Source organism: Shewanella sp. SG44-2 (genome assembly GCF_014164215.1).
Taxonomy (GTDB): domain Bacteria; phylum Pseudomonadota; class Gammaproteobacteria; order Enterobacterales; family Shewanellaceae; genus Shewanella; species Shewanella frigidimarina.
Genome location: NZ_JACJEU010000015.1, coordinates 74,094 through 94,172, shown reverse-complemented (window position 1 = coordinate 94,172; position 20,079 = coordinate 74,094). Strand labels below are relative to the sequence as shown.

The 20,079-nt window shown below is 41.4% G+C and carries 16 protein-coding genes and 1 pseudogene; 10 read left to right on the top strand and 7 right to left on the bottom strand.

Going from position 1 to position 20,079, the window contains the following annotated elements:
* A pseudogene (locus H5181_RS12845) lies at nt 1–108 on the top strand (IS630 family transposase); the annotation flags it as partial.
* Between the two features lie 489 nt (nt 109–597).
* On the top strand, nt 598–3,081 hold the full coding sequence (locus H5181_RS12840) for a bifunctional diguanylate cyclase/phosphodiesterase (RefSeq protein WP_182751211.1): 2,484 nt from the start codon (nt 598–600) through the stop codon (nt 3,079–3,081).
* Here H5181_RS12840 and H5181_RS12835 read toward each other — a convergent pair.
* The gene (locus tag H5181_RS12835) at nt 3,047–4,021 is read right to left on the bottom strand and encodes an alpha/beta fold hydrolase (RefSeq protein WP_011635531.1); all 975 of its coding nucleotides are present in this window, start codon (nt 4,019–4,021) and stop codon (nt 3,047–3,049) included. The two genes, H5181_RS12840 and H5181_RS12835, sit on opposite strands and share 35 nt — an antisense overlap.
* Nucleotides 4,022–4,083: 62 nt before the next feature.
* Nucleotides 4,084–5,892, bottom strand: coding sequence for a DUF885 family protein (locus H5181_RS12830; protein ID WP_011635532.1), 1,809 nt, complete (start codon nt 5,890–5,892; stop codon nt 4,084–4,086).
* A gap of 216 nt (nt 5,893–6,108) precedes the next feature.
* Here H5181_RS12830 and add point away from each other — a divergent pair, with 216 nt between their 5' ends.
* Nucleotides 6,109–7,107, top strand: a complete 999-nt coding sequence (gene add / locus H5181_RS12825) for an adenosine deaminase (RefSeq protein WP_011635533.1) — start codon at nt 6,109–6,111, stop codon at nt 7,105–7,107.
* A 73-nt stretch (nt 7,108–7,180) separates the two neighbouring features.
* Here add and hemN read toward each other — a convergent pair whose 3' ends face one another.
* The 3 genes from hemN to H5181_RS12810 all read right to left on the bottom strand — a co-directional run bounded on the left by hemN (nt 7,181) and on the right by H5181_RS12810 (nt 11,145).
* On the bottom strand, nt 7,181–8,557 hold the full coding sequence (gene hemN / locus H5181_RS12820; RefSeq protein ID WP_081430110.1) for an oxygen-independent coproporphyrinogen III oxidase: 1,377 nt from the start codon (nt 8,555–8,557) through the stop codon (nt 7,181–7,183).
* Between the two features lie 196 nt (nt 8,558–8,753).
* Complete coding sequence (locus H5181_RS12815) at nt 8,754–9,503, bottom strand: NRDE family protein (protein WP_059745304.1); 750 nt, start codon at nt 9,501–9,503, stop codon at nt 8,754–8,756.
* 55 nt (nt 9,504–9,558) lie between these two features.
* Nucleotides 9,559–11,145 carry a metal transporter gene (locus H5181_RS12810; RefSeq protein ID WP_259397046.1) on the bottom strand — a complete coding sequence of 529 codons (1,587 nt, stop codon included), beginning with the start codon at nt 11,143–11,145 and terminating at the stop codon, nt 9,559–9,561.
* 317 nt (nt 11,146–11,462) lie between these two features.
* Here H5181_RS12810 and H5181_RS12805 point away from each other — a divergent pair, with 317 nt between their 5' ends.
* From H5181_RS12805 to H5181_RS12795, 3 genes are all read left to right on the top strand, one after another.
* On the top strand, nt 11,463–12,059 hold the full coding sequence (locus tag H5181_RS12805) for a YhgN family NAAT transporter (RefSeq protein WP_041412685.1): 597 nt from the start codon (nt 11,463–11,465) through the stop codon (nt 12,057–12,059).
* Between the two features lie 207 nt (nt 12,060–12,266).
* On the top strand, nt 12,267–12,584 hold the full coding sequence (locus H5181_RS12800; protein WP_102036395.1) for a hypothetical protein: 318 nt from the start codon (nt 12,267–12,269) through the stop codon (nt 12,582–12,584).
* On the top strand, nt 12,584–15,421 hold the full coding sequence (locus H5181_RS12795) for an immune inhibitor A domain-containing protein (RefSeq protein WP_182751209.1): 2,838 nt from the start codon (nt 12,584–12,586) through the stop codon (nt 15,419–15,421). The genes H5181_RS12800 and H5181_RS12795 overlap by 1 nt, the downstream gene beginning before the upstream one ends.
* Nucleotides 15,422–15,511: 90 nt before the next feature.
* On the opposite strand, the gene H5181_RS12790 is transcribed toward H5181_RS12795, so the two are convergent.
* Nucleotides 15,512–16,126 carry a chorismate lyase gene (locus H5181_RS12790; RefSeq protein WP_182751208.1) on the bottom strand — a complete coding sequence of 205 codons (615 nt, stop codon included), beginning with the start codon at nt 16,124–16,126 and terminating at the stop codon, nt 15,512–15,514.
* A gap of 126 nt (nt 16,127–16,252) precedes the next feature.
* Here H5181_RS12790 and H5181_RS12785 point away from each other — a divergent pair, with 126 nt between their 5' ends.
* Entirely contained in the window at nt 16,253–16,654 is a 402-nt protein-coding gene (locus tag H5181_RS12785; protein ID WP_011635541.1) for a flagellar basal body-associated protein FliL, read from the top strand.
* Nucleotides 16,654–17,736, top strand: coding sequence for a 23S rRNA (adenine(1618)-N(6))-methyltransferase RlmF (gene rlmF, locus H5181_RS12780; RefSeq protein ID WP_182751207.1), 1,083 nt, complete (start codon nt 16,654–16,656; stop codon nt 17,734–17,736). Before H5181_RS12785 ends, rlmF begins: the two co-directional genes overlap by 1 nt.
* On the opposite strand, the gene H5181_RS12775 is transcribed toward rlmF, so the two are convergent.
* Nucleotides 17,733–18,587: a formate dehydrogenase accessory sulfurtransferase FdhD gene (locus H5181_RS12775; protein ID WP_182751206.1), complete on the bottom strand. Its 855-nt coding sequence runs from the start codon at nt 18,585–18,587 to the stop codon at nt 17,733–17,735. The genes rlmF and H5181_RS12775 overlap by 4 nt on opposite strands.
* A gap of 346 nt (nt 18,588–18,933) precedes the next feature.
* Between H5181_RS12775 and H5181_RS12770 the strand changes: the two genes are divergently transcribed.
* Nucleotides 18,934–19,401 carry a DUF3305 domain-containing protein gene (locus tag H5181_RS12770; RefSeq protein WP_123778678.1) on the top strand — a complete coding sequence of 156 codons (468 nt, stop codon included), beginning with the start codon at nt 18,934–18,936 and terminating at the stop codon, nt 19,399–19,401.
* Nucleotides 19,398–20,054 (top strand): DUF3306 domain-containing protein, encoded by a 657-nt coding sequence (locus H5181_RS12765; RefSeq protein WP_182751205.1) that lies wholly within the window; start codon nt 19,398–19,400, stop codon nt 20,052–20,054. The genes H5181_RS12770 and H5181_RS12765 overlap by 4 nt, the downstream gene beginning before the upstream one ends.
* The last annotated feature ends 25 nt before the right edge of the window (nt 20,055–20,079 follow it).

Sequence of the window (20,079 nt, the reverse complement as noted above, 5' to 3'; positions counted from 1 at the left end):
TATGACGATATTGTTGAGCAGTGTTCCATTGCATGGAATCGATTTATTGCAGAGCCGGAAAGGGTGATTCAACTATGTTCTAGACGGTGGACAAAATTGACCAATTAATTAATGTAAATGGTATATCATTTATAAAAGTGAACAAGATGCTAACCTTTTTCATCAGAGCATTACTGCTATTACATGGAGATAATGTAATACCTGGTGCAAGATGTCATCCATTTTACATTCTGAGTTATCAATATATGATTCTACATTATGCTTTTGATAACAAATAGGCATTCTGGATACCCAATTCCTGTTTATGAAATTGATGTAGTCCAATGTTAACGTAAGATACTTTCTGTGCTGTATATTCCGACGATTTTAATCTTATCGGTAATATGCAAATGATTTTGTTTCGTGTGCCATACTGCATCTGTGTAAATAAAATAACACTTGCCCGTTAAACAAGTTAGAGTGTGTAGATCTATTTAAAGTGTTTAATAAATAAAAGTTTTTATGTCGGATATGCTATTAGGATTCATAACTAGTACTTTACTTATTGATAAGATTACCGCTAGCATATCTTCATATATTTAATTGGATGGGTTTATTTTGCCTCGGTTGCCGAAACTTTCTCTGTCTTTGCTTGTTCCTGCATGTATTTTTATCCTTTACCTTGGCTTGGTATGTGGGGAGTATTTCTATGAGCATGCAGAGCTAAATGAACAACTTGCATTAAGACAGTCAGAACAAATACAGAAAGATTTATTTAGAATGCGTCATGTTGTGGAATCATCTCTGTTGACGCAAGATTTAGAACGAATAGAGCAAGAGGTTGCTTTAGTCTCAACAGACCAAAACATGATGGTGTATGTAATACTTGATTCGGGTAGTGAAATTCAATTTGCCAATCATATTATTTGGCGAGAAAGTAATGCTACTAATGTGTTAGAGGGCTATTCGGCTGATTTACATAGAACGGTTATCACCAATAATAAACCTTTTTTAAAGGTGAATTTCGATCGTTTATCAATTCAGGCTTACTATCCCCTTAATGCAAATTCTCGTTACAGCTACTCGAATTCTGTAGAGCTAATTTATTTAGAATATGACATTGCCAATGTCTTATCAGAAGCGGTTGATAGTCTGTTAAAGCGCTTTATCGAGATATGGGGAATTGGCGCTTTATTGTTGTCGTTATTCTGTGTCATGTTGCATTATTTACTGATAAGACCGTTAACTCAATTAAGCCAAGCCGCTAAAAATCTCGATTCTCCAGATTTCAATACTGATATTGTGTGCACATCGACCGAACTGGTTAACTTACGCGACTATTTGAATCAGGTTAATGGTCGGTTATCCCGCAGTAAAAAACGTCTAAATGATGCAGAGCAACGTTGGCTTTTTGCAGTTGAGGGCGCTCGTAATGGTATTTGGGATTGGTGTATTGCTACTGGCGATGTGTTTGTTTCTGATCGATGGAAAGATATCTTAGGCTACCAACTTTATGAGCTAGATAATGACTATTCTGTCTGGGAGTCTCGTTTACATCGAGATGATAAGGCGCAGGTATTAAATACCTTACAGAATTACATTAATAACCAGCATGAATATTATGAAAGCGTGCATCGTTTACGTCATAAAGACGGTCGTTATATTTGGATTTTGGATCGTGGAAAAATAGTTGAGTGGGATGAACTTGGGCGTCCATTACGAATTATTGGCACCATAACAGATGTTTCTGGTGATGTTAAAAGCCAACAAATTACTCCTGATAAGCAGGGACATAGTGGCCTCACGGATTTAATAAATCGTGATGTATTAGCCGATCAGCTTTATGATTTACAGGTTCTTAGTCGCAAGACTGGTCAGTTTTCTGCGCTTCTTATGATCAATTTAGATAATTTTAAATTAATTAATGATGCTTTGGGTCACCAACTTGGCGATAGATTATTAATGCAGATAGCAGCCCGCTTATCTGGTACATTCTCTAGTGCTGGTTTGGTTGCTCGCCTTGGAGCAGATGAGTTCGTTATTCTAGCCAAAAATTTTGGCAATGAAATTGATCAAGCAAGTAAACGTGCATTAGCACTGGCTAGTGAAGTGAGGCAGTTAATTGGCCGCGGTTACACCATTTCAGAGCAAAATTTATCAATTTCAGCTCGGATTGGGTTAGTTGTTTTTGATGGTATTGAGTCATTAGAACCTCAAGTACTGTTGGCTCGTGCAGATAGCGCTATGGAGCAAGCAAAAGATAGTCGCTCTAATGGTTGTGCCATTTACCAACCTGAATTAGATCAAAATCAAGTTCAACCATTCAAATTACAAAACGAGCTGAAACTGGCTATCCAGAACAAGCAGATGTCATTGGTTTATCAACCCGTTGTTGATCAGGCTGGGCAGCTCAATAGCATTGAAGTACTAATGCGTTGGTATCACCCGCAGTACGGATATATTAATCCACGTAAGTTTATTGCGTCAGCTGAACTGTCTGACTGTATTTTTGAATTAGAGCTGTGGGCATTAGATCAAGTCTGTGAACTTATTCAAACACTTCAACAGGCAAACGCGACAGTGCCTTTAATGTCATTAAATGTATCTTCTCGTCACTTTCATCAAGATCACTTCGTAAACGTAGTAATGAATCGAATCAATGCAGCACATGTCTCAGCTACATTGTTTCAGTTCGAGTTATCTGAAGATGTATTCGTGGTCAATGCTAATGTTGCCAGAAACAAAATTGCTGAGTTCCAACGATTCGGTGTGAACATTGCGATGGATAATTTTGGTGGGGGGTCTTGCGCAGTCCATTTATTACAAGGTATTCGTTTTTCACAAGTGAAGCTAGCTGCTGTCTATATTGAAGATATAGAATATAACCCTGAAACCTTTAACATTGTGAATGCCATTGTTGAGTTTGCTACTAAGTTAAACTTTCCTGTAGTGGCTAAACAAGTTGAGAATAAGCAGCAACTTAATTTACTGACCCATGCAAAATGTACTTGGTTTCAAGGCTATATTATCAGTCGACCACTAGCTCATGACGACATTATTCAATTAATTAAGACACAGCTATCTTTGAGTGTTGTGCCATAAAGTCAATGGTATGAGACAGGGCGATATTACGCATAGTATCTTTCTCGATGAATACTTCGTGATATGCGCCTTCAATGATCACTTTATGACAATGAGTGCTTAGTGCTTGGTTTTGCGCCTCATTACAGACAATCGTGTCTTTTTCAGCTTGCAAAATTAGTATCGGAGTTTGGCTGTGTTTAGCGTAGTCGATGCATTTCTCCGCTGCATCCATTGCCTCTAGTAACCAATGGTTAGTCGGTGAGCCTAACTGTGCTTTAGTGGTTTCTTCGAAGATGTTGCGATAGTGCTTATAACGTTTTTGGCTATGAGTCAGTCGGTTGCGTTTAAAGCTGTCGGGTTTGTAATGGGTTCCCCCTATTACAAATGTGCTGTGTACTTTATTTGCTTCCAGACGATTATTATCGAGCTTTTGTGCTAGCCAACGAATGATAGGTTTTGTAAACGGTAATCGAATACCAAACATGGGCGCTGAGAATACGGCTGCAGTAAATGTATTTGGGTGTTGATTAATATAATCGCTGGCAATGGTGCATCCCATTGAGTGAGCGATGATAAATAGCTCATCATGCTGTTGTTGGCTAACTATCTGATTAATAAATTGAGTTAAGTCTTCGGTATAATCAGTAAAGCTAGCAACATAACCTTGATGCGGATTATGTGTGAGCCGGTCTGATAATCCTTGTCCTCGATGATCTAAAGCGTAAACGCTAAATCCTTGTTGATATAAATCAAACATCAATTCTTGATATTTTATATAAGATTCTACTCTGCCATTGCTGATCACTATTGCTCGTTGACTATTAGGATGTTGGATCATCGCATAGGCAATATTTATACCGTCATCAGTACAAAAACTCGATTGGTGTACTTGTTGCCAAAAGTGTCTTTGCTCACTAGTATCGAGCTTTAATTCAGATGAAAATTTCATGTAATGCATAGTTATTAAGCCAGCTTGTTTATATCTAAAGTATGGTGAATTTGACGTATTTATCTATCTGATTATCCGGTACTTGCTTGTTTTATTGTCGCCTTTTGGCGAGCTATAAACTCATCGACCATTTGTTCTAGCACCGACATTGGAATAGAACCATTTTCTAAAATGGCATCATGAAACTTCCGAATATCAAAGTCTTTCCCTAATGATTTTTCAGCCTTAGCGCGTAACCGTTTTATGGTTAATTCACCAATTTTGTACGATAACGCTTGGCCTGGCCAAGAAATATAGCGATCTATTTCAGTAGTAACGTTGTGCATTGAAAGTGCTGTGTTACTTGCCATAAAATCTATCGCTTGTTGGCGGCTCCAACCTTTTGCATGCATGCCCGTATCGACGACTAAACGAGCCGCACGCCACATTTCGTAGGTTAAGCGGCCAAAGTTACTGTATGGATCTTGATAAAAGCCGGCTTCTAAGCCTAAATATTCTGAGTATAAGCCCCAGCCTTCACCAAATGCAGAGATATAACTGTAGCGTCTAAAATTGGGTAAGTCAGTGAGTTCTTTATTGAGTGATATCTGTAAATGGTGCCCTGGCACTGCTTCATGTAGGGTTAAGGCTTCAAGCTCGTATAGCGGTCGCTTATCTAAGGCGTAGGTGTTAACCCAATAATAGCCAGGCTCGTCGTCACGGTTTGAACCCGAGTAGCGCCCTGTAGTGTATTTAGGCGCAATTTCAGCAGGTACCGGTGCAATACCATAAGGTGTGCGCGGTAATTTGCCGAAATACTTAGGCAACATGGCATCTGCTTTTTTGGCAATAAATGCTGCTTCTTTAAGTAACTCATCAGCGGTTTTAGGGTAAAACTTTGGATCCGTGCGTAAAAACATTAAAAAATCAGCAAAACTGCCTTTAAAGCCAACATCTTTAATCACCTGTTCCATTTCTGATCTTATACGAGCAACTTCTTGCAATCCAAGTTGATGGACTTGTTCAGCTGTCATTGGCAGCGTGGTGTAATACTCAACTCTGTTTTGATAAAACGCCGCGCCATCTGGTAAAGCCGAAGCCGCGATGTCTATTCTTGCGTTGGGAATATATTCCTCAGTCATGAAATTATAAAACTGTTGGTACAGAGGAAGCACGATTTGTTCTACGGTTGTTCTGCCTTGTTGGGTCAGCGTATTTTTTTCTGTTGCGCTAAAATGATCAGGATAATGGGTAAACGGAGTAAAGTAGCCGCTGCTCTCAACTGGAACAATAAATGCGCTAATACTGTCTTCGAATCCATTAAGGGTGATTTTTGCCGGAGTAATACCGCTGGCTAAACCTTGTTTGAGCCAATATGTTTGTTGCGCGAAATAACGTGGTAATTGCTTAAGTTTAGCTAAATAGTGCTGATAATCTTCAATACTATTGAAGCGAGCTTTAGCAATAGACGCAATATAAGCATGAAAACCACTTTCAGCTGTTATGGGTAAATAGTGGTCATGAAATCGATACATGTCGACTTCGTTTTGTAGCTGGTCTTGTAAAATCTTAGCATTGATGACATCTGATTTGGATAAGTTTTTCCGGTCAAGCTGCTTAAGTGTATGGAGAATTTGGAGCGTCTGTTGGTTCTTTTCTGCTAATGTTTCTGCAGATAAATCATCAAGCTTTGCGGCTACTGATGCATCTCCTAAACTGGCGGCTAACTCCGGTGAGAAAGCTAAATTAACCGCCCAACTCTGGTCTATAATCGCTTGTAGATCGTTATCTATCTGCGTTTGTTGGTGAGTGACTTGAGGCGCAATCTGTGTCGTGGTTGAATGACTATTACAACCCAATAAACTTAACATTATCAGTGCCGGTAGGATCCGCAAGCGCATCAATAGTCCTTTATGGTTTAATCTGTTTGTTAGCTTTAGAGTATGCCCGATTTAAGTATAAAAAACACATTCCAAATTAGTGTTTGCTTTTTAGTGTGGTAGATTCCAGAAAAAAACATTGGCCATCAGAATTTGTATGAATACATGTTAAACTGAACATCATTCTCTGACCGACAAAACCAAACTAATGGCAGGGTAAGTTTATAGGGGTTAATTATGATAGATAAAACCATTCCGCTGGTTGATTTGCATCGACATTTAGACGGTAATGTTAATGTAAAAACCATTTGGGAATTAGGCCACCAACACGGTATTCAGTTACCCGCTAATTCGCTAGAAGAACTTGCGCCATTTGTGCAAATCCAAGGGAAAGAGAACAACCTAGTCGATTTTTTGAAGAAACTAGATTGGATGGTCGCTGTATTAGCTGATCTAGATGCTGTAAAGCGTGTTGCTTATGAAAATGTTATCGATGCAGCATCGCAAGGGTTAGATTACGCTGAATTGCGTTTCAGCCCTTATTACATGGCGATGAATCATAATTTGCCCATTGAAGGTGTCGTTGAAGCTGTTATTGATGGTGTTCGTGCTGGTGTAAAAGAGCATGATATTAGCGTTAACCTTATTGGTATTATGTCGCGTTCTTTTGGACAAGAGAAATGCCGCTTAGAACTTGAAGGCATACTTGCTCATCGTGATAGCATTGTGGCGATGGATTTAGCCGGAGACGAACTCGGTTTTCCTGGCGACTTATTTACAGAGCACTTTAAGCGTGTTCGAGATGCAGGGTTACAAGTTACCGCTCATGCTGGTGAAGCTGCGGGTGCTGAAAGTATGTGGCAAGCAATCAACATACTAGGTGCTACCCGTATTGGGCATGGTGTGAATGCGATTCATGATCCGAAGTTGATGGAGTATTTGGCCAAGCACCGTATTGGAATTGAATCATGTCCAACCAGCAACTTACATACGTCAACCGTTAAAGATTATGATGTTCATCCACTGCGTAAATTTATGGATGCCGGTGTATTGATTGGCCTTAATACCGATGACCCAGGTGTGAGTGCAATTGATATCGCTCATGAATATCGTGTGGTTAAATCTGAAATGGGTTTCAGTGATAGTCAACTGGCGACATTGCAACGTAATGGCGTGGAAATGGCCTTTATGTCTGACAGTGACCGCAAAGCGTTATACGCTAAAAAAGCGAAGTAAATAGCGAATGTAAGTAAAAAAATAGCCAGCAAATGCTGGCTATTTTTGTATTCTACTTTACATAAATAGTGAGTTAAATAACTCTTGAAAACTGCTGCTGACGGGCTTTCTGACGATAATATACATCAAAACACATGCAGATATTACGAATAAGTAGACGACCGGTCTGGCTTACTGTTAACTTTCGATCAGTGATATCAACCAATTTATCATTTATGAATGTTTGCAATAGTTTAAGATCTTCAGCAAAATATTCATCAAAGTTAATGGCAAACTTTTGTTCAATTTTGTCCATGTCTAAATCAAAATGACAGATAATCTGTTTAATGACCGCGCGACGAATTTCATCATCGTGATTTAAGCTACAGCCTTTCCATAATGCATGACCATTAGCATCAATAGATTCGTAGTATGGACGAATATCTTTTTGATTTTGGGCATAGCAGTCGCCAATTTGGCTGATAGATGATACCCCTAACCCAAGCAAGTCACATTCTTCTTGGGTGGTGTACCCTTGGAAGTTACGATGTAATTTGCCGGCATTTTGTAACTTTGCCAACTCATCATTGGGTTTGGCAAAATGGTCCATACCAATAAATTGATAACCCGCATCTGTTAACGATTCTATCGTTTGGCGAAGCATATCTAATTTCTGTTGTGGAGCAGGCATATCATGTTCTTTAATTTTACGTTGTGCAGCAAAACGCGATGGTAAATGTGCATAGTTAAAGACAGATAGACGATCAGGCGATAGCTCAATAATGCGCGCAATAGTTTTCGCAAACGTTTCTGGCGTTTGCAGCGGTAAACCGTAAATTAAATCAACGTTCGTTGATACAAAACCGAGTTCTTTAGCTCTGGCAATTAAGTCGAAAATAAATTGTTCGTCTTGCTCACGGTTAACGGCAATTTGTACTTCTTTATTAAAGTCTTGAACACCAATAGATACCCGGTTAAACCCAGCTTCTTTTAAGGTGTCTAACATGCTGAGCTCTATCTCACGCGGGTCAACTTCAATTGAGTATTCACCCACATCAGCAAAATTAAAGTGTTGTTTAATTAATGCGGTCAGTTTAAGAATTTGTTCAGGGCTTAAAAATGTCGGTGTACCGCCACCCCAATGCATTTGGGTTACGGTATAATTTTTGAATAATGGGGCGCGTTTAATAATCTCAGTGGCCAGATATTCAATGTATTGATCTGCTTTGTGAGAGTGGCGAGTAATAATTTTATTACAACCACAGTAGTAGCAAAGCTTGGCGCAAAAAGGAATATGCACATATAGCGACAGTTTATCTGACTTACTGTTTTTAATAGATGTCAGTAAGTTTTGCTCAGTAAAGGCATCGTCAAACTCTAGTGCGGTCGGGTAAGAAGTATAACGGGGACCGCTGTAATTGTACTTTTCGATCATCGACTGATCCCAACTAATCTGAGTGGGCTGCTTCAAGGCGTGTCCTCCGGGAGTAAATTAGCAACAGGCGAAGTATGCAATGTTCGTGATCAAATAACCTTGATCTAGGTTGTAAAAATGAATGTTGCCTATGGTGATTAGTGAGGTTTAGCGATAGCTGATATGAAATAATGACTAGACTGTGCAGCAGGTCACAGTTTGTGTTTGGCGATTATTTAGGTAAGGCTGGTTTCTAGCCAAGGTTAAAACGTTGAGAGCCTAAATTGCGTGCCTTACCATCGTATCTCACTTCAGTAAGTTGTACTTTACCGCTGCGGTGTTTCAACACAATACTCGTTGAACGAGTGCCGTATTCTTCATGTTCGATAAAAATAGATGATAGACGTCGCTCCCACTCAAGACTAATGCCTGTTTGGGGTAAATCTTGATCTTTGGGTTGAGAAGTATCGCGCATGATATTGAGTAATTGGTCTATGCAAGGTGATTGCATTTGTTTGATATAGCTTTGTAGCTGTTGCTGACCTTTAGCCATTTTAGGCCATATATCATCCAGCGCACCGTTACTCACTGCATGAAAACCAGGCTTAAGCAAAGTAGTCGTTAAGGTTTTACTGTTAAAGCAATGGAGTTGATTGTGCTGTTCGAAGACTAAATTAAACGGATTGTAGTTAATCGAGTGTTCAGTTAACCATTGGCTATTGATGTGTTGTTTGGTTAGCGCGTCAACGACTAACTCTCCACGACTGCGAACGCCATCTTGCTGTTCGATTGCTCGAATATTGGTTAGCCCAGCAAATTGACCTTGTTCATTAATTCCTAACCAAGTACCACCGGCTTGTTTATCTTGCCCAGCGATAATGATTGGTGTTGTTGCCCAGCGATAGGCGGGTTCGGTTGCTCTGTGATGAAATTCATCGCGGTTAGCACAGACAATTAAGGGATAATCCGGATGCGCCTCAACGGCAATAAATAAAATACACATGGCTGCCCCTTAAAAGTATCGACACAGCCATCATAACCTAATAAATCGATTATGATTAATGATGATGTTTATGTGTCGAAGCTGACTCGTGATGATGTGCAGCTTTGGTGTCTGAATGATGGCCGTGGTCATGGCTATGTGGTGCTGATTTTAAGTTGATCATCAAACGGCTTAAAAACTTTCGAGGTCCAAGTCGCAATAAGCTGGCGCCAAACAATAAAACGATTGCTACTAGACCAAGTATATTGACCGATTCAGGTAACTGTAATGTTAATGATGAGCTCAGAGTGAGTTGATCTGCCACCATTAATCCTACCAGTAAAATCCCGCCTAACATGAGTCCTTGTTTCCAATTCATTAACTTCAATTGGCCGATGCTGAGTACCGGCGCTGCGAGTAAAGTAAATGCCACTGCAATTTGGCTCCAACCACTGTAAGCCAAGGCAAGTGCCAAAATTACCGTGCCTAAATTACAAAAACGCATCGGCAAAAAGACTAATAGTAAAATAAATACCTGTAATGCGGGGTTCTCAAGCGGAACAGATGGATGACCTATCAAGTTTGCTAATACTAAGCTAAGGATAATCCAGGGGGCACTTCGGTCGACTAATTGGCTAAAGCCAAAGCGCCAAGGTGACTCTGATAGTGTTGGGTGCGGATCTGTTATATCAACTTTTGTCAGTGTCATTAGTGCCCCAATAGCTAATAGCCCCAATATTTGGTAAAGCGCAAACCAAGGGCCCAATAGTAATAAGGTAATTAACAATGCTTCAGGTCCGGCTAAACGCTGTAACCAACGTAATCCTAGGGAAGGATGAGATGGTCGTAATCCTGATGCAAACCTCGCTGTGGCGATAAAGTAACTGCCTAATAGGATCGGAGAAATAGTCAGTAACCAACTAACGAATTGCTCTGAGCCATGGTCTTTATGAGCGTGTTCATGGCCGCCAGTATCCATCAGCAGTAGCAGGGCTAATAACCCTAAACCTAATAGGCTGCCAATGCCTGCTTGGTATTGATATTGACCTTGCTTGTCTTCTTGTTGGTGGCCATGTGGTTGATGTAATACAACGTGCAAAATGGAACCGGTAACAAAGGCTTGCAAGTAAACCGTGTTTTCAAGACTTAATTGAGTTAACAAATGTTCGCCAGCAAAGTAGCCGACGCTGGTTAATACCATCATTGCAGCTAAAACGGCGCTAGCCCATCGAGTGCCGACTTGAGGTTTGAGTAACCACCAAATGGCGACACCAACAGGTAGGCGGTGCATGATCACGCCTAAGGCTAGAAGTGTTGAATTGCCTTCTTGTTGTGCCAATACCATCGCTCCACCGTCCGTAATGGTGTGCAGTAATAGTCCGCCAATGCCGAGAGTGAGGGTGATGTTGTGGGTGATTTCTGAATATCGATGAAACAGTTTTTCACTGGCTGTCGGCCCCCAAACGCCAAGCATGACAAACAATAGCGTGATAAACCCACCATGCTCCAACAGTTCTGGCAAAATATGAATGAGCACCAATCCGCCAAGGGAGACGAATATAAATCCATCTAGGCCTTTTTGTAATCCGCTACCTGATGAAAAGAAGCGATAAAAAAGTGGCCCAAACAGCAGTGCAATACAGCTAGCGATTAGATAGAGCATGTTATCCAGAAATAAATCGAAAAAAACAACGCAGTATACCATTTTAAACCAGTATTGTAGCGTGTGAATATCTCAAGCTGAAAAATTTACTTAGAACCTATAGAGAATGCAGATCTAGTCATTGACGTTAAAGCCAAAAAACTTTCTCAGGTCATCACTTTGGCAAGCGTATGTGGCTATTTGTGATGAGGCATTGTTCACTATTATTAACAACTAACGCTTTGTAATCATCAATAAACTGGCTGTTTTCATCGCTTATGTTACTGCGTTGGGTATACAATGTAGCCCATATTTTGTTAATTAAAAGATTGTTGTCCATGGATATTTTTTCTGCAGCCGTCATGTTGTTCTTGATTATGGATCCGCTGGGTAATTTACCTATATTCGCTTCCATATTGCGGCATATTGATCCCAAAAAGCGCCGTAAAGTCTTAATCCGCGAACTGCTGTTTGCGTTGGTTATCATGTTGTCGTTTTTGTATGCTGGTGAAGCTATTCTTAATTTTCTGAACTTACGTTCTGAATCCGTTAGTATTGCGGGCGGCATTATCTTATTCTTAATCGCGATTAAAATGATCTTCCCTTCGCCGGGTGGCGTGGCTGGATTAGCTGCTGGTGAAGAGCCTTTTATTGTTCCGATGGCTATTCCGCTAATGGCTGGTCCATCTATTTTAGCGGCCTTGATACTATTGGCGCACACAGATAGCAGCCGCATGACAGATTGGACTATTGCGTTGGTCTCAGCATGGGGCATGAGTGCCGTTATTTTAATGTTCTATAAGTTGTTTACTCGTATCCTTGGTGAGAAAGGCTTAATAGCGGTAGAGCGACTAATGGGGATGGTATTGGTGATGATATCAGTACAAATGTTACTGGATGGAATATCAAATTATATCAACTCCACGGTAAATTAAGCTAAATTGTTATAGATAAACATTGTGCCAAGTAACTGCAGCAAGCCGACTCAACAGAGTCGGCTTGCTGCTTTTGGGCGCTGGGTTAATAGCCATTTGTATTAATTTTTAATCGAATAGATTTATTTACATTAAAGAATGTCTAATTTAATTGTAACCCTGTGGTTGCAACTGTTAATGTCATGTAATTATTGTTTGGGGTGAATTATGAAATATATTATCGTCATGTTGGGGCTTGTTTTTATGACCTTGCAAGGGTGTCAAAATCAGTCAGCAGCATCAAAGGTAGACGAACAAGCAGCCACTGTAGTGGTAACCAAACCATTAATTAAAGATTGTGGTCCAAGTGCGATGCCACCTTTACGTGATCGCACCAAATTAACTGAAAATTTGCGCAAGAAAGGGCTCATCACCGCTGACATGGATCAAGCACAAATAGATAAAATTGTTGCTGATTATATAACTAAACGCCAAAAAGCATTTGAAAAATGCCATAAACCAACACCAAATACAGGTAAGTCGTAATGAGTAAGTTGACTAAATATCAAGGGTTAGCCGTTTCATCCTTATTGCTTGCATGTAGCGGTATGGCTGCTGTTGCTGCTCCACAAACAGGCACTCCTGCTGATGCGGGGCTAATTAATGAACAACAAGTGTTGTATTGGTTAATTAAACGTGGCGAAGTGAGTGTTGATGCCAGCGAAGCTGAAAAACAAGCTGCAGTAGATGCTTTTGTAAGCCGTGGCCGAAATACCACTTTTAAACCTGCTGCCATTGAAGTTAAAGCGGAACAATTACGCATTAAACGCTCAGCGCAAAAAAATACTAAAAATGTTCAATATGTCGCAGCAAATAACAAAGTCTTAGCCGATCAAGATATTACTAAAACGGTAAAGGTGTTAGCTGTATTGGTAGACTTTCCTGATTTACCTCATGATGCTAACCAGCTTAACGTAGGTGATACGGACATGTATTACAGCAGCTACCCAACATCACATTATCAGCAACTGCTATTTTCAGAAACTGGTTTTACAGGCCCAAGTAATCAAACGCTACAATCGGCACATCAGTATTTTCAGGCGGTGTCCGGCAATAGTTTTTATTTTACCGGTCAAGTACAAGACTGGGTCACCGCAGACAATAATGCCGCTTATTATGGTGGCAACGACTCCGATGACAACGATAAAGCCGTCCCAGAGCTAGTAAAAGAAGCTGTCACCAAAGCAGTAAGCGGTATGAGTGATACTGAACTTGAAAGCTATGATATTGAAGACCCTTTCGATATCGATGGCGACGGTAATTATGATGAAGCTGACGGTATTATCGATCACGTGATGCTGTTTCATTCAAGCATCGGTGAAGAAGCTGGTGGTGGAGTATTGGGTGAGGATGCAATTTGGTCGCATCGTTTTTATGTCGATTCAAATACCAATGGTTATGTTATTCCTGGCCGGGCCCTTAAGATATTCGGTTACACCGTGCAGCCAATCGATGCTGCGGCAGGAGTATGCACCCACGAGTTTGGTCATGATTTAGGCTTACCCGATGAGTACGACACTACTAATAGTGGTGATGGTTCACCTGTAGGTTCTTGGTCATTGATGTCTGGCGGTAGCTGGACAGGTAGTATTGCTGGTGCTCAACCAAGTGGGTTTAGCCCATATGCAAAATCTTTCTTACAGCAAAAATACAAAGGTAAGTGGGTTAATGAGCAGCATATATCTCTTGCCGATTTAACCAGTAGCGGTACCGCTGTGCAACTTAACCATGCCGTCAATACAGATGCCGTAAACCAGCTATCTATAGCGCTACCAGCTGAGGCTGTTGCTTTTAAAGCACCATTAACGGGTCAATATCAGTATTATTCAGGTCAGGGTAATATGATCAATAATGCCATGTCTTTTGATGTGACCTTACCATTAGATACGCCATTAGCATTATCATTTCAAGCCCATTGGGATATTGAAGACGATTATGATTATGTGCAGGTGTTGGTTGATAGTGTTGCAATAGAAGGTAACTACACAAATAGTACAAATTCAATTTACCCTACGGTAAAACACTCTATTAGCGGTAAATCGAGCGACATTAGTACCGCGTATGGAAGCGATTCTTGGGTGGATTTTAATTTTGATTTGAGTGCATATGCCGGTCGTGATGTGCAAATCAGTGTGGTCTATAAAACCGATGAAGCAGTTGGTGATTATGGTATGGCGATTGATGATATTCAATTAACTAACCAAGGCACGGTATTTTATATCGATGGAGCTGAATCAAGCGGCGTTGCAACGCTATCTGGTTTTAGCCGTATTGAAGATAGTCTTGCTGGTAAAGCGAGACGTTACATTGTGCAATTACGCAGTCACCAAGGTGTAGATGCTGGGCTGGTTTATGACAAATACGAACCCGGTGTGCTGTTATGGTTAGAAAACTTTAATCAAACCGATAACAATGTCTCTGATCATCCAGGGGAAGGGTTAATTGGCGTGGTTGATGCAGACCAAAATTTGATTGGCAGTCAATCTACTGATGTGCAAATTCGCGATGCAGCATTTAGCTTATTTGCCCAAAGTACATACAGTGGTGATAACCACTTAGCTGCCGAGCCACTATTTGATGACAACCGTGATTACAGCGCGCCGCTAAAACCACAGGCCGGGCTGATATTGCCTGAGTTAGGCCTAACCATGCAAGTCACAGAGCAAGCAACAGACAGCAGTACTGCAACTGTTGAATTTGCTTTGTCTGACAGCAGCGTGCTACCACCGGTTACACTTGTCGCCGACATTAATGCACAAGCAACCGGTGCAGATGTTAGTTTTAATGTGGTCGTGAGTGGCGGCACTGATTACACTTATACATGGTCGTTTGGCGTGAATAATGCCACCAGTACCGATACTGCCCCTAGCTATACTTATTCCACATCGGGTGATTATAACGTCAGTGTTATTGTTACCGATGGCGCGGGTAATACCGTGACAGCAACCGAAGTAGTCCGAGTGGTTATTCTGCCAATAGCAGCTTTTACTTTATTACCGACTAACTTAACTGTGGCTCTGACAAACACCTCCAGCCAAGGTTTTGGTAATTTGACTTATCAATGGGACTTTGGCGATAGCAGTACTAGTACGGCGCAAAGTCCAAGTCATACCTATACAGCCGCTGGCACTTATACCATTACCTTAAAGACCACCGATTCTCAGGGTAATGAGTCGACAGCAAATCAAGCAATCACTGTATCGACGCCAATAGTGGCTGTGACTACACCAACCACAACAGACAGTGGTAGTAGCGGCGGTAGTTTGGGATGGTTAAGTGTATTGATGCTAGGCCTATTAGGTTATCACCGCAAACGGGTTTAGTGTTACGTACCTAAATAACAGAAACGCCCGTAAGGGCGTTTTTTGTTTTGATTACGGAGTCAAATTTTCGAGACCGGATTTGCATTAATGTTAAATGCTTTGGTTGATGTACTCGACCGCAGCAGGCAGAAATATTTCGCTGACAATTAGCTGTGAACCGTGCAAGTTAAAGTAACGTCTACGTCCCCATAAACTACTATTAACCTGTTGATTTAAGCTGGTGGCTAGGGCAGCTAAACGGCCACAGGTTTCAAACTGAGCGACTTCAATATTGCCGGGAGTAATGTCTGGGCTACTAAACAGTAATTCACCTAAAGGCCGAGTGCCAAGGCGAGTAAAATCATTCTGTTGCTCACGAATCTGTTTATCATCAGCATTTTGATCGTTAGGGGGTTGAGAGCCTAAAATCGTTTGTGGGATCAGTGTGCGGGCAAATACCCACGGGGTACCGTCAAGACACAATAATACTTCGCGGACCCAAACGGGGTTAGTTTGAGCAGGAAATTCATCCGCCAGAGGCTCAAGTAAATGCTCGCCTAACACTTTTACTTCAAAGTGTTTGCAGTGTGTCTTGAGGCGTTGGGTCAAACTTCCGGTTGCTAATAGCCACTCTTTAAGTTGGCTATGAGGCAATGAATCGATCTTTTGTGGCGAAAACCAATGAATTGATTCACCATAAGGAAAGCTAATACTGGTCACGTTCATCTAAAACTCGTTACAATATATCTCAACGGCAGTAGTCTATCATGTCAAAGATGAGCAAACACTCTTAGGGAGTGGGCACGATGGCTTATTTAATTAACGTTCCACATTAAAAGGGTGTCTCTCACTATGAAGAAATTGGTTTCAACGTTAGTTATGCTGTGTTGTTTCGCATTTAATGTCCATGCTGCAGATGAACCAGCGGTCGAAGATTATGCTTATTACGGTTTTGAGCCTGATATTGTAACTAACTATATTTCTAACCGTAAAAAGTTAGGCTTTGTTAAAATCAGTGTCGAATTGATGGTAAAAGATCCGAACGATTTAATGAGCTTAGAACATCACGATCCTTTGTTACGCTCGGCCATTGTTGAAATTTTGGGTAATCAGTCAGAAGAAAAGGTTAAATCCTTATCAGGGCGTGAAGAGATCCGCCGCGAATGCTATGAGACGGTCAACCGCCTTATGGAGCAAGAAGTCGGTCGCTCTATTGTGGTGAACTTATTATTTACTAAATATTTATACGATTAATGACTCGCTCAACAACGCCTCCGATGCGAGCCAAGCATAGTAGTGCTAAGCGCTCACCAAGCCGATCAGCGGCCAAGGTTAATCCTGTTTCAGTAAAGCCCAATAAGCCTCTGTTATCGAAAGCATTACATCCGCGTAATGCCCATCTACAGGGTTATGACTTTGCTACATTGATTATTGCTATGCCAGCGCTAGCCGCTTTTGTGCGTCCAAATCCTTATGGTAATCCTTCTATTGATTTTGCTGACCCTAAAGCGGTAAAAAGCCTTAATGCAGCATTATTGCTGAGCGAATATCACATTAATGGTTGGGATATTCCTGAAGGATATTTATGCCCGCCAGTACCAGGACGAGTAGATTATTTGCATTACATTGCTGATTTATTAGCGGTTAAAGGCAAAGTAGTCAAAGGGGCAAGTATTCGAGGGTTAGATATCGGCACTGGTGCCAATGGCATTTATCCATTGCTGGGTATTCAAACCTACGGTTGGCAATTTGTGGCGTCGGATATTGATCCTGTTTCTATCGACAATGTTGCTAAAATTGCTCAGCAAAACGAGAAGATTACGGCTCATTTACAGTTAAGATTACAGCCGCAACCGGAGCATATATTTAAGAATATTATCGCTGCAGATGAACGGTTTGACGTCACCTTGTGTAATCCACCGTTTCATCGCTCACTCGCTGAAGCTTCCGAAGGTTCATTACGAAAAGTTAAAAATCTAGCCAAAAACCAGCAACAAAAACATGGTCAGCAATCGCGTAAGTTAGCGGTTAGTCAGGCTAAACCTACGCTTAATTTTGGCGGTCAAAAAGCCGAGTTATGGTGTGATGGTGGTGAGCAAAAATTCTTAGCCAACATGATCAAGCAAAGCCATGATTATGCCAACCAAGTGCTATGGTTTACGTCACTCGTGTCAAAGTCGGACAATCTCAAACCTTGTTATCAATTACTTAAACAGCTTAATGCAGTGGAAGTAAAAACTATCGAGATGACACAAGGTAATAAAGCGACCCGTATTTTAGCGTGGAGTTTTTTAACCCCAGCAATACACCAACAATGGGCCACATTACGTCCTTAATCTTTAGTGGCATCAAACTCAATTGTTTCACTGCCGTGATATACCAAAAAATGTCGCCCTTTTGCACGAGCTATTAAGGTAATACCCATCTGCATGGCCAAATCTAGGCCCATTTGGGTAACGCCACTGCGTGACAACAATACAGGTATGCTCATTTTAGCGACTTTGATAACCATTTCTGACGTTAATCTACCTGTGGTGTAGAAAATCTTATCGTGTCCCGATTGCTGATCTAACCACATATCTCCCGCCAACGTATCAACGGCATTGTGGCGGCCAACATCTTCAACAAATGCTAAAATTTGTTCGTCTTGGCATATTCCGCAACCATGCACAGCGCCGGCATTTTTATAGGTTTCATTGTAAGCATTGATATTGCCGAGTAAGGCATAAATAGTCGATTGTTTGAGTGATGGAGTAGGTAAATCAATCTCATCTAAGCCTTGTAAAAATCCACCGTAAACAGTGCCTTGGCCACAACCTGACGTCACCGTTTTTTCAGACAATTTCTGCTCAATATCTTCAGAAACCTCTTGGGTAATCACCGCCGCAGAACTGACTTCCCAATCAACGATAACCGACTCTAATAGACTTAACTCGCTAATAAACCCCTGGTTTTTTAAGTAACCAATAGTGAGTGACTCTGGTTTAGCCCCCAATGTCATTAAGGTTACGATAGGGCGCCAATTTAAATACACGGTTAATGGTCGTTCGCAGGCGACAAATTTATCGACGACCTGGCCTTGTTCGTTGATGGCTTTAACTGCAATGGTGAGCGGAACCTGAGTGTTGGTTTTAACAAATTTTATTGCATTGCGCTGCAAAGATGTGGCTGAAACAGATTGAGTCATAAGCGAGATAGCCTCTTAGTGGGTCATTCATAGATTGAAAGAATAGGCAGAGTTTGCCTGCTTCAACACTTGATGATCATAGCAATTATTATTCCCTAAACTGAAAACAACTTGTCTAAGCGTGATCTGGCGCAAATCTTCACAAATTCAATGTATTTGGCGCGTATTAATGTCCCACCTAAAATTGCACTGTGGACATATTGTCCTATTCTTAGGAGGGATTTCGGGATCTAGTTCAAAGTTAATTTTACTTTTTAGTTGGCACCATTTTTGCTCCTATTTAGATATAAACAAATCAATCAAGTGTATTTCAATACACATATTCATGTCAGAGGTAAGCATTACCATGCAACACACCGACACGATTTGGCCAATGTATGTTTCATTGAAAAAGGTTCAAACTCAAGTAGGGCGCTGGACATCTGTTCGCTGGGAGCTGGATCAAATGGTTCCAGCAACAGAGCAGCAACCAGACAATTCTGTTTTGGTGCCACTGGAATTGTACAAAGATCAACGTGGTAGTTATCGCATCAATCTCGATATGGACAATGCAACACTCTTCATTGTGTGCGACGAATTGATTGATGGCACATGGGTGCCTGCGATGATCTCTGCCGACCAACACGTGAGTGCCGGTTGCTTAGAGTCAGATACACCAGTGCTCAATATTCCAATGCCTAGCGCCGTTGCCTGTTGGATAGAGGCATTCATCACTCGTCACGGCGAAGTGGAAATCAGCGCTCATAGACGCAAGCATGTTAACCGCCGTAAAAATGAAGGGCCGAGCGCGAATCGCTCAGGAAATATGCAATGAGCGATAAAGCAGAAGGTCTTCTTAACCGTTGGGAAATTAGGCGTCAGCGGGTTGCTGAAGAGGCTCAGCAAGAAGAGTTATTGCAGCAGGCACAAGAAAAGCCCGATGACTACAACATACTTACGGCTGAATCACCTCAAGACGTTAGCGAAATTGATGCGGATGAGGTGGCAGAGCCAGAAGCATTACCAGACCCAAACACGATTGAAGTTGGCGGCAGTTTTGCCCGCTTTATGGCCAAAAGTGTCGATCCAACCACTAAAGCTGCTGCGCTACGAGCATTATGGAAACAGCCGCAATATGGTCATATCGATGGGTTACTTGAATATGCGCTGGATTATACCAATCAACCGCTATTGTCAGCGGATGTATCCGCCGAGTTGGCCAGTAAAGTGTTTAGATATGTCATTGAAAAAGAAAAGCCTGAGCCAGAATTAGACGCGGACTTAGCGCCAACTGACATAGCCGATCCAGCTGAATTAGCATCAATCGAATTAGCCGAACAAACCGACTCGATAGCCGAAGAGGACTCAATCGATTTAGCCGATAATGATGCAACAACGACTGCGGCGTTATCGCAACCAGAACAACCGCTTTACCAGAATGATGATCTGCTAAAGCAAGCTGTCGCCAGTGATGAGGCGAAAGCGTAATAACGATACCGTCACCAGATGAATG